General features: G+C 53.2%; 14 protein-coding genes. 4 read left to right on the top strand and 10 right to left on the bottom strand.

Going from position 1 to position 15026, the window contains the following annotated elements; genetic code table 11:
• Positions 1-87: 87 nt before the first annotated feature.
• Positions 88-777: a response regulator transcription factor gene (locus NYR52_RS04200; protein WP_132219795.1), complete on the bottom strand. Its 690-nt coding sequence runs from the start codon at positions 775-777 to the stop codon at positions 88-90.
• Positions 755-2248, bottom strand: a complete 1494-nt coding sequence (locus NYR52_RS04195; protein WP_259436366.1) for a sensor histidine kinase — start codon at positions 2246-2248, stop codon at positions 755-757. Before NYR52_RS04195 ends, NYR52_RS04200 begins: the two co-directional genes overlap by 23 nt.
• 379 nt (positions 2249-2627) lie before the next feature.
• Between NYR52_RS04195 and NYR52_RS04190 the strand changes: the two genes are divergently transcribed.
• Entirely contained in the window at positions 2628-3155 is a 528-nt protein-coding gene (locus NYR52_RS04190; RefSeq protein ID WP_132219794.1) for a DUF420 domain-containing protein, read from the top strand.
• Positions 3156-3200: 45 nt separating this feature from the next.
• Here NYR52_RS04190 and NYR52_RS04185 read toward each other — a convergent pair whose 3' ends face one another.
• Positions 3201-4820, bottom strand: a complete 1620-nt coding sequence (locus NYR52_RS04185; protein WP_158283186.1) for an FAD-dependent monooxygenase — start codon at positions 4818-4820, stop codon at positions 3201-3203.
• A 54-nt stretch (positions 4821-4874) separates the two neighbouring features.
• Positions 4875-5507, bottom strand: coding sequence for a TetR/AcrR family transcriptional regulator (locus NYR52_RS04180; protein ID WP_132219792.1), 633 nt, complete (start codon positions 5505-5507; stop codon positions 4875-4877).
• A gap of 160 nt (positions 5508-5667) precedes the next feature.
• Between NYR52_RS04180 and NYR52_RS04175 the strand changes: the two genes are divergently transcribed.
• From NYR52_RS04175 to NYR52_RS04165, 3 genes are all read left to right on the top strand, one after another.
• Positions 5668-6270 (top strand): winged helix-turn-helix domain-containing protein, encoded by a 603-nt coding sequence (locus NYR52_RS04175; protein WP_246026816.1) that lies wholly within the window; start codon positions 5668-5670, stop codon positions 6268-6270.
• Complete coding sequence (locus tag NYR52_RS04170; protein ID WP_132219790.1) at positions 6263-6514, top strand: hypothetical protein; 252 nt, start codon at positions 6263-6265, stop codon at positions 6512-6514. The genes NYR52_RS04175 and NYR52_RS04170 overlap by 8 nt, the downstream gene beginning before the upstream one ends.
• 74 nt (positions 6515-6588) lie before the next feature.
• A complete protein-coding gene (locus NYR52_RS04165; protein ID WP_022738325.1) occupies positions 6589-7185 on the top strand; it encodes an ATP-dependent Clp protease proteolytic subunit in 597 nt (198 codons plus the stop codon).
• An 89-nt stretch (positions 7186-7274) separates the two neighbouring features.
• On the opposite strand, the gene NYR52_RS04160 is transcribed toward NYR52_RS04165, so the two are convergent.
• Genes NYR52_RS04160 through NYR52_RS04135 form a run of 6 tightly spaced genes read right to left on the bottom strand, consistent with a single transcriptional unit; the run spans position 7275 to position 15026 of the window.
• Positions 7275-8126 carry a ParB N-terminal domain-containing protein gene (locus tag NYR52_RS04160; RefSeq protein WP_022738323.1) on the bottom strand — a complete coding sequence of 284 codons (852 nt, stop codon included), beginning with the start codon at positions 8124-8126 and terminating at the stop codon, positions 7275-7277.
• Complete coding sequence (locus NYR52_RS04155) at positions 8114-9349, bottom strand: type III PLP-dependent enzyme (protein WP_375163194.1); 1236 nt, start codon at positions 9347-9349, stop codon at positions 8114-8116. The genes NYR52_RS04160 and NYR52_RS04155 overlap by 13 nt, the downstream gene beginning before the upstream one ends.
• Positions 9350-9357: 8 nt before the next feature.
• On the bottom strand, positions 9358-10143 hold the full coding sequence (locus NYR52_RS04150; protein ID WP_259436364.1) for an HpcH/HpaI aldolase family protein: 786 nt from the start codon (positions 10141-10143) through the stop codon (positions 9358-9360).
• Entirely contained in the window at positions 10130-11968 is a 1839-nt protein-coding gene (locus NYR52_RS04145; RefSeq protein WP_259436363.1) for an IucA/IucC family protein, read from the bottom strand. The genes NYR52_RS04150 and NYR52_RS04145 overlap by 14 nt, the downstream gene beginning before the upstream one ends.
• The gene (locus NYR52_RS04140; protein ID WP_259436362.1) at positions 11965-13752 is read right to left on the bottom strand and encodes an IucA/IucC family protein; all 1788 of its coding nucleotides are present in this window, start codon (positions 13750-13752) and stop codon (positions 11965-11967) included. The genes NYR52_RS04145 and NYR52_RS04140 overlap by 4 nt, the downstream gene beginning before the upstream one ends.
• 29 nt (positions 13753-13781) lie before the next feature.
• The gene (locus NYR52_RS04135) at positions 13782-15026 is read right to left on the bottom strand and encodes an MFS transporter (RefSeq protein ID WP_259436361.1); all 1245 of its coding nucleotides are present in this window, start codon (positions 15024-15026) and stop codon (positions 13782-13784) included.

Below are 15026 nucleotides of genomic sequence, written 5' to 3'. Positions count from 1 at the left end.
CTGTCCCGTGTGATAGGCAAGGAGTGGTGCCCATGCGCAAAACAGCCCTTGCGCCGATATCGATACCAAACGCAAGGGCTGTGTTGGTCAGACGTTCAAACGGTAACCGGCCCCCCACACGGTTTCAATCAACTGCGGGCGGGAAGGGTTGGCTTCAATTTTTTCACGCAATCGGTGCACGTGCACCGTCACGGTGGACAGATCAGCAGTCGCATCCACGCCCCACAGCCGATCAAACAAATTTTCTTTGCTAAACACCTGGTTGGGATGGTTGGCAAAGAAGCACAACAGCTCAAATTCTTTACTCGTCAGAAACACTTCCCGCCCCCTGACATGGACGCGGTGTGAGGATTGGTTGATGACCACATCGTGCAGGTGAATCTCCTGCTGCTGTTCTTCCCGTTTTGCCAAAAGGCGTTCATAACGCGCCAGATGCGCTTTCACCCTGGCGACAAACTCACCGGGGCTAAACGGCTTGGTAATATAATCGTCGGCACCGAGGCTGAACCCTTTAATCTTGTCGATATCCTCATTGCGAGCGGTCACCAACAAGATGCAAACGTCTTTTTCCGCTCGAATCCGACGGCACACTTCAAATCCGTCAATGTTGGGCAACATCAAATCCAGCACGATCAAGTCATAATCGGCGCGTAGTGCGGCCTGCAACCCCTTGTGCCCCGAATGCTCCACCTCCACCTGAAAGCCGTTCACCTCTAAATAATCTTTTTGCAATTGCGCAATGCTGGTGTCATCTTCAATGATTAACACTCGTTTCACCATGTTCACCTGCCATCGGTAGGGTGAAGAAAATGCTTGTTCCCTTGGATTTTTCACTCACAGCCCAAATCCGCCCGCCATGCCCCTCCACGATCTGTTTGGCGATCGCCAATCCCAATCCGCTCCCCCCTGTCTGGGAGCTACGGGAAGGCTCAGCACGATAAAAGCGTTCAAACACCCGAGACAGACTAGGCAGCTCGATGCCCGCGCCATTGTCCTTCATTTCAATGGTCGCCTTGCCGTCACCACAAGTGACGTTGATGGCCAACCACTTCTCTTCTTTGTCCCCGTACTTCACACTGTTGTCCAGCACATTGCCCAACACCCGGGCTAGTTTTTCCGGATCGGCCCACACGTAGATGGGTTCCGACGGCCAGTCATGGCGCACCACAAACCCCGCTTTGACCAAATCAACCGCCCGTTCTTCCAGCACATCCCGCAAATACGCTTGCAGATGAATCGATTGAAACGAAAACGGAGCTTGCTTCAAATCCAATTTGGAGAACAACGCCAATTCATCAATCATGCGATCCATGTAGCGCGCCTTGGAGGCAATCGTCGCCAAATATTGTTCCACTTTGTCAGGCGAATTGGCCACTCCGTCTCGAATGCCTTCCACATAGCCGATGATGGAGGTGATGGGGGTTTTCAAATCGTGAGAAATGGACGAAACCATTTCCTTACGGCTTTGCTCAGTCTGCACTTGTTGTTCGACTGAATCTTTGAGTTTGGATCTCATCTCTTCAAAAACGCTGGCCACCCTGCCAATCTCGTCCCGGGCCATGGGCGCGATGCGAAAGTCCAATTCCCCTTCCTTGATCCGGTTGGTAGCCTGCTCCAAATGATTGAGCGGACGGATGACACTGCGGGAAACCAGGTAATACACATACCCATTGCTACCGACAAACAAAATCAGCAACATCACCAAAAAGAATGGCAGGCATTTGCGAACCAATTCGGTGAAAGGATTAACCTTTTTCAGTAGATACAAACTGCCATCGCCTTGATCAGGACAATCATAATCAAATTTGATAAATGAATAATATTGCCCGTTCACTTCCAAGGTATCGCGCACCTTAAGATTGGCCGGTTCGTATGGCGGCAAGACCTGGGCGACCTGTTTGTCTTTCAATGTGGGCGACTGATACAAAACGGTTTGCCCTTTGCGTACAACCAAAGCCATCTTCACCGAAGCCAGCCGCTCTTTCTCCAGATTGTGCCATACCTGCTTTTTTTCGAGCAGATCCGGCTGTTTCTTGGCCATGTATTTTAAGTCAAGATATAGATTTTCCTCTTGGGCGCTGAGCGGTTTTTGCGCGATGTAGTGGGTGTAAAAATGGCTTACACCGGTGATGTCCCCGGCCAGCGCCACCATGCTCACCAAGATGCCGGACACGAGTAGTACCAGGGAAAGGATGAATATGGATGTGAAAGTGAGCAAAAACCGGAGGCGCAGTGAGGTGTTCTTCAACTTCCCCTTCCCCCTTTTGCGACGGACAAGGTCTTTTTCCGCGACTTGGTTATTTCCCTGCCATCATACCCGCGCATGGATAAAAAACAACAGAAAAAATTGTACAAATGCCAATATCATTGTGACGAATTGATGAACAAACGCAATGACCAGATGGTACGTCCCTGTCACGTAACCATCGGCTTCATTGACTATCCCAAATCGAATCTCTAAAATAGCCAATGAGAGTATTCGTGTTAGTCGGAAGCTGAGCCAAGCGCATACATCAACCAAAATGACGCATGACCAAGCGAACCCCTGCCACAGCCTAGCTGCCAGGGAGTCGCTTTCGTCTACAAATTTATTCTTATATCGCACGCACAGATTGGTGGGAAGTAAAATGAAAGTGAAAACAGACAAATACACCCCCTGGATTGTCGGCATTACCATCCTGCTCAATTCCGTCATTGCCCTGCTTTTTTTTATGCCTAAGTATGAAGGGCTCTCCCATTTGGATTTGACGTTTTTGCCCGCGCTTAACGCCGTCTTCAACAGCTTCACCACGTTGTTTCTGTTGGGGGCGCTGATCTTCATCAAACGGAAAAACATCACCATGCATCGTCGCTTCATCTTCGCGGCGTTCACCAGCACTTTCTTGTTTTTGATCACTTATGTGTTTTATCATCTCAACGCCGAATCAACCCCCTTTGGCGGCGAAGGCGTAATCAAGGTGATCTATTACATCGTGCTGATCAGCCATATCGTGCTGGCCGCGCCAACCGTGTTCTTGGCACTGTACACAGCGGTGTTCGGTTATAAGATGGATGTAGAAAAACACCGCAAAATCGCCCGCTACACCATGCCGATTTGGTTATATGTGAGCATCACCGGCGTGCTCGTCTATCTGATGATCTCTCCATATTATTGATGCAAACAAGCCCGCCTTCCCATCTCGTCAGAAGGCGGGCTTTCCTTATTCCATCCCTGTCGGCACAACCCACTGTGCCACGTCATCCCAAACGCGCTCCGGAGACGGCCCCACAGCCAAGGCGATATGCCCATCGGGGCGGATCAACAGTGCACCCCCTTGCTCCAGACCAGCCATGGCGTGGATCACGCCTCCGCCATCGTGTACGGTGCATGAGCTTGAGCCATCCCAGCCAATCACCTGCACACGAATCTTGTCCCCATAGCGGTCCACTATGTTTCTCTTCAATTCCCCCCACTGCTTCACCAGTACATCTCCCGATTGATTCCCTTGAAACAAGAGAAGAGTGTGACCGGTATCATGCAAGAGATCCCAGAGGCGTACCTGCACACCATTCGCATTCAGCCACCCGGCAGGCAAGCGATCTCCGGCTCTCAGGCTGCCTTCACTTCGGCCTGGCCGTTGGTCGCGTACGATCGGACTGTTTCGGTAAGAGTGGGAAAGTTGCGCCAGCCCGTTTGCCATCTTCTCTTGCCGCTTTCGACTGGCAGCTACAAGCGGTACCAACCGGTCGCGTATCCCCCTGGCCACGGGGTTTTGAATAAGCATCGCGCGCGTCGCCAAGGCCGTCAACTGCACAATCCGTTTGCCGATCGGCTCCCGCTCCGCCTCATAACTGTCCAATAATGACGCTGGTGCCTCTTTTTTCACCACCATCGCCAGTTTCCAAGCCAAATTAAAGGCGTCTTGGATGCCTGTATTCATCCCTTGCCCACCGATCGGCGAGTGGATGTGGGCCGCATCTCCAGCCAAAAACACCCGTCCTTGGCGATAATGTTTCGTTTTCCGTTGATTGATACTAAACCGCGACAGCCATGTGGGTTCAAATACCCGCGCCCGCCCGAGGCCACATCGCGCTAAAGCATGTTCCACCTCCGACAAAGTCACCTCTTCCTCCGCTGATGGCAGGTCGAACACCAGGCGGTACCGACTCTCCTCTCGCATCGGGAAAATGCCGACAAATCCCCCTTTTACCCAAAAGGCATGTAATTCATCCCGGGGCAGATCAACATCCAGACCAACATCGGCCAAGGCAAACCGGCGCGCGAAAGCACGCCCATCAAACGACATACCTAACTGGTGGCGCACCGTACTATGCGCACCATCACAACCAATCACCCAATTGGCGATCACTCGCTCCTCCTTACCGTTTCCCGATCGCAACGTGACCTCCACATGCTCTCCTTCCGCGGCCAACGACACCAGTTCAACTCCGCGCTCTACCCTCGTTCCCCACCGAGCCAATCGCTCCAACAGTGCAATTTCTGTCACCGACTGCGGCACAATCAACAGAAACGGGTATTCACTGTGAAAAAGCGGCGCCAACTCCAGATGAACAAGGCGTTTTTCCCGACTAAACAGATTTACCCCTCTCACTTTGTTCCCTTGATCCACAAGCGATTGGCTTATGCCAAACTTCTCAAGTATCTCCAATGTCCTGGGCACCACACCCAGCGCTTTGGAATGAATGGACGGCGTCAGGGCGCGATCAATGATCCGGCAGTGCACCCCTTGCCGAGCCAGTTCATTGGCTAACGTCAAACCAGTAGGGCCAGCGCCGACAACCAGTACCTCGGTGACATGTGCAGATACCGCTTCTGCCATTCCCCTCATCCTCTCTTTGGGTGAAAATAAATCAGACGGTAGCGCTCTTTCCCTTTAGACAGATTCCACCGCCATCGCTTTCATCGCCAAATCGACAACCGCTTCGATCTGTTGCGGTGATGGGGCCTGTGGCTGAGTAGCAGGCGTAAACAGCCCATCAAGCAACACATACGTAAGTAAGGGACCGACGAACATCCGCGCCGCACTCTCAGCATCAGGAAATTGGGCCAAGCCCCGCTCCTGCGCTTGCCGCATCAAACTAGAAACCCGCTTCAACATCTGCTCAGGTACCGTGGTTCGAAACAGTTGGCCCAATCGTGGAAACCGTGGGGATTCGGAAATGATTACCCGCACCAGCGCCAAATACTCAACCTGCATCAGACTGGTCACCACTGCTTCGGCGATCTGTTTCAATGCTTCCCGAAGTTGCGTACGATCCGCCAATGGCTCTGGCAGCGCAAAGAATCGCTCCTGCGCCAGATTTTGAATAAGTTGCTCTAACACATCGACGAGCAATGCCTCTTTGCCGTCATAATAACCGTATAGCGTCTGCTTAGAGACACCCGCTTCTCTGCTGACGGCATCCATGCTTGTAGCAGCAAAGCCTGACTCCAAAAACAGCTTTTTGGCCGCTTCACAAATCTGCTTTTTCTTTGCTTGGGCGCGCGGACTGAGTGGACGTTCCATGAGGCACCTCCAATCAAACTAGACTGTACAGTTTTATTATACAATAATTCCAAACATTGCACACATTTATCACAACATCCGCAACCGCATCATTGACAACGATCTGTTTACGTAATAAAATATTTTTACGTAATACAATTGTTTTGAGATGGTGGTCATTTTGAAACAACCAATTCGCGAAACCTATGTAGTTGAATCTCCTGAGCAAGCCTCCGCTCTGATGAACCCACTGCGAGCCGAAATCCTGTCTCATCTGAAGGAACCTGCATCCGCGACAGAGGTGGCAAAGCTTCTCCGCGAAACGCCACAACGCATCAATTATCACTTGAAAGCACTGGAAAAAGTCGGGTTGGTTCAACGCATGGGCACCCGGCAGGTGCGCAATTTGGTGGAAGTGCTTTATCAAAGCATAGCCCGCACCTTTATATTGTCCGAAGCATTGTCCTATGGAAAAAACACCCTAAAAAAAATGAAAGACCAAAGTTCCCTGCTTCATTTGATCCACACTTCGGAGCGCATCAAAAAAGATGCTTTGGCCTTGATGGAGCAAGTTGACCAAGATGAAACCGTCCCCAGCGCCTCCATGCACATGCAAGTCTATTTGCAAGACGAAGCGGAACGGCAACAGTTTGTGCAAGATTATGTGGAGCTGGTCAAGCAATTGATCAGCAAATACCAGACCAAAGCGTCGGGTTCCCACCCTTACCAAGTGTTGCTGGCGGTGTACCCCGACCTTGACCCCGGGAGTGATAAAAGTGAATAAAACACAGGAGCAAACATCTCCGCGCCAAGCGGAAGAAAAGAGTGACGCAACCATCGTTTGGGAATCTCGCGCAACCGGCACCAACGGGCAACAAGTCGTCCCCTTTCCTATCCAAAGAGAAGTGCTCCACGAAGAGCGGACCATTCGGCAAGCAGATGCAGTCGCTACCATCCGCATCATCTCTTCTGGGTTTGGGGGCGTGCATACTTCCGCCTCCCCCCGCGCGATGCTGTCCGCAGCTTAAAGCGCCCCTGTACCGACAAACTCCGCATGGATATCATTCCATGCCATCCCCATGCTTAGAAAGGCGGAAAAATCATGCACATTCCATATGTGGTTGAACAGACGAAAGTGGGAGAGCGGTCTTATGACATTTATTCACGGATGTTAAAAGACCGGATTGTATTCATCGGTTCAGTCATTGATGATGCATTGGCCAATGCCGTCATTGCCCAGTTGCTGTTTCTAGCCGCCGAAGACCCCGACAAAGACATCCATATGTATATCAACTCCCCCGGCGGTTCCGTCTCAGCCGGCCTCGCTATCTATGACACAATGCAATACATCAAACCGGATGTATCCACCATCGCCATCGGATTCGCCGCCTCAATGGGCTCAACCATTTTGGTCGGCGGGGCACCGGGGAAACGGATGGCTTTGCCCCACACCGAAATCATGATCCACCAGCCTTGGGTGCAACAAATTCAAGGGCCAGCATCAGACATTGAAATTCGGGCCAAACACATCTTGCACAGTCGGGCTGTGCTCAACGGAATTTATGCCGAGCGTTGCGGCAAGACACTTGAAGAAATCGAACGGGATACCGATCGCGACAACTACATGACCGCAGATGAAGCCTTGCAGTATGGAATCATTGACAAAGTGATTCAACCAGGGAGCATGAAGTCGGCTTGATCCTGCGCAACCAAAAAACCCTACGGTCACCTATGCCGCAGGGTTTTTCTCTTCGTTGCCCCCAAAAGCCACATCGTCTCGTCCCGTCCTCAATTTGCGGATAGGATGGGAGCGACGTCACCAACCACATTTGGCGCCTGCCCAGCTTTCTCTCCCATCAGCAATGCACTGGCAGAAGCCTCACAGAGATACACTTTCTCCGTGTAACAGCGCAAATGCGAACGCCAATGAGCCAAAGCATGCTCCCAAGCGCGCTTCGCAAATGGATCATCGGCCATGAGCGCAAGTGGAATACATAAGTTCAGCAGGCGCCCTTCGATCAAGAAGCGGGTAACCCCGGCCGGATACACTTCTTTACGCATCACCGTTTTCATCACGTCTTCCAGATCACAGACGGCATGCCGTATGCAAACCATCTTTTCATCTGGATACACCCCTGTCCCGTAAGGCAAACGGATCACTTTAAACCGGCGGCTGTAGTTTTCCACCAAGCTCCGCCACAGGGACAAACGCTTCCCCGCCGCATTCTCACCCGCAGGCAACAGCAGGGCATAAGGCTTGCGCTGGCGAATCAGCGTGACCACCACTTCCTCGTTGGCCGCTTCCATTTCCGGCACGCATCGCACCTTGGCCTCGTTCATCCAGTCATCAAGCCACTCTCCGTCAGGTACCACATGATCCCATGCGGAAAGGGAAAGATGTTCCCGCTCGATGATTTGCACCGGTGCATAAACACAACCGAGACGGCGCAACGAAGCCAAGCGGTGTGCCCCGTCCAAGACCAGGTATCCCCCGTCCATCGGAGTGGCCAGAATAGGATGGCGCAGCATCCCTTCTTGGCGGATGCTGTCGCATGTCTTTTGCAATCGCCCCGGTTCATGTGCTTCATGAAGATGCAAATTCTGGATAGGAATGCGCTCTAACGCGGCTATGATGTCCATGCTTCCCCCACCTTTCCCGTCACGCTCCACTCGTTCTCTGACGGACGAACCCAGACATGAGCGGGATGGGGATGGCTGAGGAAATCGTGGTGGGAAATCGACCAACTATAAGCACCCGTATATTGAAATGCGATCCAATCCCCAATCCGGATGCGGCTCACTGGCACTTTTCTGGCCATCACATCTTTAGGCGTACACAATTGGCCTACCACCGTCACATCCACCGCTTCCCACTCCTTTCTGGCAAATGGGTATGCCCACTGTTCCACTGGCACGATCTCAAAGGGATGATTATGCTGCCAGGACGAAGGCAAACGGAAGTGATGCGTCCCCCCGCGGACGACAGCGTAACGTTCGCCATGGTTTTCTTTCAAATCCAGCACTTCAGTCACATAACAACCACAGGAAGCCGTCAAAAACCGCCCGCACTCAAACATCAACTTCCAATTTCCAGGCACTTCGCGCTCTACGATCTCTGCCAATAGCGACGCGAACAAAGACCAATCGAATTGCTCTTCCAACGCTTGGTAGTTGACCCCGATGCCGCCACCCACATTCAACCTCGTGATCTCCAGTCCGTATTCGCCTGCCCACTGTTTGGCCTTTTGCACATAGATGCGCAACAGGGAGATATGATTCGATTCATGCAAGTGATTGGAGATGGAATGGAAGTGAAACCCTTCCAGCCGCACATGCTTACACCGGGCCAACTGTTTCATGATCTCCGGCACTTCACGCTCATTGATCCCAAACTGGGTAGGGCGGCCAGCCATATGCAATGTGGCCGCGTCTGGAAACGGGCCCGCCAAGTTGATCCGTAATAAGATAGACACGGTCGCATCTATCTGTCCCGCCAGATGATCCAAACGCATCAGCTCATGCATGCTCTCCACATGGATCAACTTCACGCCAGCTTGTATCGCCTCCACCAACTCTGCATCCGTCTTGCCCGGCCCGCCGAAGATGATTGGAATCTGGCTGTCCACTTGTCGTGCCTTTTTCACTTCACCAGCCGATGCTACTTCAAACCCCCGTACCAATGGCGCCAACTCCTCCAAAATAGGGCGTTCGGAATTGGCTTTCATCGCATAATACATCTCACATCGTTCAGGGAGTTGGGATACCACCCCGCTCACATGCGCCCGCAAACGATCCAAGTCATACACATAGGCGCACACCGGTTGGCCGCTGGTCTCTTTCAGCTGCGTGAGAATCGCTTCCATCTGCTTATTCATTGCTTTTCCACCTGCACTTGATCAACATATTCACTGAGCTGCGCTTTCAAAGCCCGGTAAAAGATCCCCCGGTCGTCGCCCACTACGAACACGCGAACCCCTTTGTCCCACCATCTCTGCCGGTCAGCCTTGTTCCTTGGTATGGCACCATACGGAACCCCGTGGTGAACGGCCCGTTCATGCAATGTCCGCAATGCTTCCTTCACCTCTGGATGCCGAGTTTGCCACGGCACTCCCAAAGAACCCGACAAATCAGCGGCCCCTTCCAGCACGAAGTCGATGCCTTCCACTGATAAGATCTCATCCAAGTGTTCCAAAGCTTCCTTGTCTTCAATCATTGGGACAAACATCACTTCCCGGTTGGCTCGCTCCATCACCTCACGCAGATCATCCGCGCCAAAGCGCGCATTTCTGCCTCCGTTCAAACTGCGCTTGCCTTTGGGCGTGTAGTAACAGGCTTCCATGGCCTCCATCAGTTCCGCCCGGTTTCTGACATGGGGAACAACCACCCCTTGGGCGCCAGCGTCAAGCACTTGCAGGATGACACCCGGCGAACGCTCAAGAACGCGTACCAACGGCGTAATCTCAAATACCTCCGCAGCGCGGATCATATGTTGAATCGTCTCCGGATTGGTCAAGGTATGCTCCATATCAATGATCACAAAATCATATCCAGCCGCTGCGATCATCTCCACAGTCAGCGGCGAAGGGTTGGAACAAAACAAACCGTACACGGGCTCGCCACGAGCGATTTTCTGTTTGGTGCGGTTAATGAATCGCATGGTTTTCCTCCTGTCGGCGAATGTCCGCCAGTGGATTGGGCACAGCGTGGACACGCAATTCCGTGTCGGGATAAAGCCGTCTTTTGGTCAACTGCTCCACTTCAATCGTCTCTGTGTAAAGATCAAACAAGCGGTATCGCTCTGCTTGGTCAGGAAACGTCTGCATATACGCTTGAATGGTCTGGTGAACCAAGCTCCAGAACGTCTCCTCCGCCAACCTGTAATGCTTGTCCAGGAACAGCGCCAGCTCACCCAAGTTGATGAAGAAAAAGGCATCCAGCATAAAATCTCGTACCTGCAACACATCATCTGTTTCGATGAAAGAGTTGCGGTTGACGCGAGCATGGTATTCAGGGGTTCCCTGCAATGCGGGACACCGCTCGGGTTCGGTCAAATGCTGGCGCGAAAAGCGAAGGCCGTCATGGAAATCCTTTAAGGCCAACCGCTCCGGCATACCATCTTTTAAGACCAGCACCATGTTTTGCGCGTGGGATTCCATCGCAATTCCATGGGCATACAACAGATGAACCAACGGCAACACACTGGTGTGGAGAAGTTTTTTCACCCACGCTTCCAGTCCGGACTGCTGAATATAAATATCGATAAACGGTTTGCCGTCCACATCCAACGCCGTCAACGCGTTGAACGGAATAGCTCGTTCACCTGGAAGGAGTTTGGACTCCAAGCTCTCCCGCCAAATGCAACCGATCACACCATAAGTGTCAGCCTGCAACAATTCCGGCGCAGGTGGATGATAAGAGAGTCCCGCCACTTCCTTTAACAAAATCAAGCGGTGTTCATCTCGCAAATATGGATCTCTGCTGACAATCCCTTCCAGCCACAAGGAGATAGGCGCAGCGTTTTGCACCGTGTGTGGGGCCAAAATTCGCCCGGTGGAGGTGTTTACAATGCTAAGCGCCAACTTGACATATGGTTTCTCCGGATGCGTCCGGTTGGCCAGGGTGCGGATGGATTGTTGTGCCCCGTATTCTTCCGCCGATTCGCCCAAATACAGAATAGACCCGGCCGCAAGATAATCTTGAAGATGATGCACAATGTGCTTCTCCCATTGCCACGGATGCACCGGCACCATGGTGTAATCCTCAGGTCGCCGCCCTTTGGCCCGGATCTGCGCCTGCATCTCTGCAAAACGCTCTTCTCCCACCTGCTCCATCATAAATTGGACTGGATCAGCCTCTCCAAATGACAGAAGCGCCTCCTCCCGCTTCACGGCCAACCACACCAGGCGGATGCCTTCTGCAAACTCCGGCCCGTACCGCATATTGTCATCAAAGTCAAATCCGATACGCGACTTGTAGGACGGGTGATACGGGTGGCCATCCATAATCCGGTGTTCCAAGAGATTGTAATCCGATCCTGCCAAAGCCAACCCATCCCGATGTCGGACGAATTGGGCCACACTGTCCTTCAACCACGTCTGTTCCAATTCACGGATGAATTGCACCAGTTTGCTTTCGTCTACTTCTTTCAAGATCGGGCGCAAATCAAGCAAAAACTGGCGCAAGGAAACGGCTTCTGCTTCCTCTTCACCTAGACGGCGGCGCACAGAGCCAGAGGTCATGCGGATGCGCCCAAATGTTTTTGTCCGCACACCCCGGAACTGATAGCTTACCTCTTGCCCGTCTTTCTGCTTTGTCTCAATCACATATAACTGTTCTTCTCCTTGGAACCGTTCGCTACGGCAGGGAATCACCTTTTCATAGACCAGCGACTCCACCAGCTGCCGGAAGATGCGGCGGCGTACCTCAGTGGCTAGCGGCGATTGCAACGCTTCGTCCAACCAGGCATAGGATACATTTTTCATTTCGCCTTCACCTCGCTGTGCATGGGGTTGATCAAATCCAGATAAACGGCCGAGTCGGACCGGTTTTGGAACCGGCTGAGCAGATTCGCTTTGGCCCGGATGACAGGCGCTCCCAACAATCGCTCCAGCACTTGGCGCATAAGCGAGGAAGCAACCGCTTTCTCCCGTTCCAGGCGATCGCGCACCACCGCCCATGCTTCTCGTTCACACCAGCGTCCATAGTACGCGATGACATGCAAAAGATGGCCCAAATGATTGGTGATCAGATAATATTGCAGTCGCTCCCATGCCTGCTCCCCGGAGTAGAGAACGGGGCTGTCTGGAGTGATCGCGCCATCGTAATACCCTTTGGCCTCAGCCAAGTCCCGGTTGATGCTGACCCCTTCCATATCTCGCACATAAAAATGATCGGGCCATCCCTGTTCCAAATGAAGTAATGAATTCTGCACGTGGGCTTCCAGGCTAACCCCTTCATTGGCAAACAGATCCAGTGCTGGAAGGAACACCACTTCCACATACTTTCTCAGCCAGGTTGCCAGATGCTCCGACGGGATCGTCCCTTCCGTCACTCCACCCGCCTGCCGAATCGCCTGCAAGAGCGGCGGTTCACTTTGGTTGGGCCAACATTCCAGCAGGGAAGCCACCACCAACGGCGTGCGCCCTTTGGCCAAATCAGGATTTTCCCGCAATAGCACATTGAAGCTGGCCGGTGAATACTCTCCGTCCAAGTCTGCCGGAGGGTGGAACCGGATCGCACCCGCCTCAGCCAATACGGACATGGACGCATGTGGCCACGCCTGGCGCAACACGGCCATCACGCGACTAGCATCAAGGGATCGCTTCACTTGTTCCGCCGTGTTTTCCCTCACAAAATGGGTGATACGCACATGAAGCGGCAATTTGAACGAATAAGGATAGCGGGCGCTCCACACCGTCCGCACTGACGAGGTAGGATACACCTCCGGCCCCAGCTGGCCTAAATCGATAATAAAACCTTGTTCCAGTCCCGTGCGCCAAGCTAAAAACCGCCGCACATACGCTGCCTGCCATGGATGCATCGGCAACAGACGGTAGCCCTCCGGAATGGCACGAGCGGTGCGCTCAGCCACATCCGGCGGCAAGATGGCCGCCTTGGCCGGAGCGATTTCCTCCGTCCACTCTTCATCGATCCAGTTCGGGTGGAGCGCAAAAAAGTGCAACGGAAAAGACGCTTGCAATTCCGGGGAGAATCGCCGCAAATCTTCCATACTGAACCCTTCTGAGCTTTTGGGCGTGGGGTGAAAAGGATGTCCGCTCAACAGGCGCTGTTCCATCCATTTCAGCCTTTCTTCCGGGTGCAATTCCCACCCGTCCCGCACCCCATGTGCCAACGCGTGTTCAAGATAGAGAGCCGTTTTTTCGATGCTGTTTTGAATTTGAGCCAACAGTTCGTCAACAGGCTCCGCCTCATCCTCTCCGGCCAGCTCCTCCACCAACCAAGTGATTAATTGGGTGGCGGATGGTACGGGAGTCACGCGCTGATCTGCGTCCGCAATCCAAAACTGCTTCCCATACCGGTGGTGGCCAAACACCGATGAATATGTAACGATTCCCAACAATTTCCCCAGCCGTTTCGGCAGAGGCAAACTCAGCCACGTCGCCCCCGGCTCCTGTGCGTCCATCCAACGAACAAGTGCGTCATCGCTCTCAGCGAAAAGGGACGCATCGCCCCGTTCCCGGATGAAGGCGTTCAAAATGCGTTCCACTGTTTGATGTTCTGCAATCTGATACAGATTTGGTTCCATCTCCGTCTACCTTTCTATTGATGATGCGATCAGCTTACCTGATCATTGCGCGATACAAAGGGCAGATGGAAAGTCCGGTCCGAGTTTGTCGGCCTGCCGCTTGCAACGGCGCACGCGCCCAACACGAACAGGCTTCCCATACAAAAAAGCACCGTCGGCAATGATAGAAATCCGGTTAGTCCGGCACCGGCCAAAGAGCCCATAACCTGCCCTCCGACCAAGCAGCTGTTCGTCAATCCGATGTTCATCCCTTGGTCTTGGCGGCGGGATGAACGGCTCACTTGAAAATACACAGAAGGAAGCAGTGCCGCAAAGCAGAGCCCCTGTACCATTCTGAGTGGGATCAACCAGACCGCAGATGTGGGTAACAGTTGGAGCCAAATGCTGATCCCGCAACCCAACGCAGCGACAAAAAAGTTGAGCCGCACCGGTTTGTGATCGTTTTGTTTCCCCCACCACGGTGAGGCTACCATCGTCGCCAACCACATCACCGCCTGCAACACGCCCACCCATGTCGCGGCGCGCTCCCCTCCATCGGTCATGCTTTGCACATAAGGCGCAAAGATCACCGTCAAACCGTAAATGCCCGATTGCACGCAAATCCCGGCCACAATAAAGGCTCGCGTTTCTTTCTTCTGCACAAGCGATCGCAATGCGGAGAAGAGAGGGAGACGTGGTTCCGCTTGACTGGCGGTGGAAGCGCCCTTGCTCTCGTGCAAGAGCCAAGCCGCTACCAGAGCGCTGACACCTGTCAAAGCCGCCATCGCTACAAACAGGGTGCGATAACCGAACGTATCGGCCAGAATCCCTCCCAACAGCGGGCCCAAAAAGGAGCCAGCCGCGGTCGCCCCCTGCAAGCTTCCCAGCGTTTTCCCGTTTTTTCCTTGCGGCGCCTCCGCACTGGCAAAAGCCGCCGAAGCGTCCACTACGCCGCCAAACGCTCCTTGCAACAGCCGACATAAAAAGAGTTGCAAAGGTGTCTGCGCAAACCCCATGAGCAGAAGACTGAAAGCCAGTCCCATCAAAGCCCGAACCACCATCATTTTGCGGCCGATCCGATCGCCGATCCGCCCCCAAAGCGGGGAGAAGATAAACATGGTCAGCGCCGGCGCCGCCAAGCATAGCCCCATCCAGCCATGCTGGGCGCCGGTTTGTCCACCTAGTTCTCCCAGATAAAAGGGGAGCAGGGGCACCATCACCGTCAAGCCAGCGGTGGAGATGAACTGTCCGGCCCACAACGTGACAAAGTTGCGCTTCCAGGCAAGTCCGTTCAT

The organism is Laceyella sacchari (genome assembly GCF_024927925.1).
GTDB lineage: Bacteria > Bacillota > Bacilli > Thermoactinomycetales > Thermoactinomycetaceae > Laceyella > Laceyella sacchari.
The sequence above is the reverse complement of the archived record's forward strand: the minus strand, read 5'-3'. Positions and strand labels throughout refer to the sequence as shown.

Bases quoted from the DNA above. Each gene is read 5' to 3' on its own strand.
- NYR52_RS04135 (WP_259436361.1), bottom strand. From the start codon at position 15,026: ATGAACGGACTTGCCTGGAAGCGCAACTTTGTCACGTTGTGGGCCGGA.
- NYR52_RS04145 (WP_259436363.1), bottom strand. From the start codon at position 11,968: ATGAAAAATGTATCCTATGCCTGGTTGGACGAAGCGTTGCAATCGCCG.
- NYR52_RS04180 (WP_132219792.1), bottom strand. From the start codon at position 5,507: ATGGAACGTCCACTCAGTCCGCGCGCCCAAGCAAAGAAAAAGCAGATT.
- NYR52_RS04140 (WP_259436362.1), bottom strand. From the start codon at position 13,752: ATGGAACCAAATCTGTATCAGATTGCAGAACATCAAACAGTGGAACGC.
- NYR52_RS04165 (WP_022738325.1), top strand. From the start codon at position 6,589: ATGCACATTCCATATGTGGTTGAACAGACGAAAGTGGGAGAGCGGTCT.
- NYR52_RS04150 (WP_259436364.1), bottom strand. From the start codon at position 10,143: ATGCGATTCATTAACCGCACCAAACAGAAAATCGCTCGTGGCGAGCCC.
- NYR52_RS04185 (WP_158283186.1), bottom strand. From the start codon at position 4,820: ATGGCAGAAGCGGTATCTGCACATGTCACCGAGGTACTGGTTGTCGGC.
- NYR52_RS04190 (WP_132219794.1), top strand. From the start codon at position 2,628: ATGAAAGTGAAAACAGACAAATACACCCCCTGGATTGTCGGCATTACC.
- NYR52_RS04160 (WP_022738323.1), bottom strand. From the start codon at position 8,126: ATGGACATCATAGCCGCGTTAGAGCGCATTCCTATCCAGAATTTGCAT.
- NYR52_RS04155 (WP_375163194.1), bottom strand. From the start codon at position 9,349: ATGGAAGCGATTCTCACGCAGCTGAAAGAGACCAGCGGCCAACCGGTG.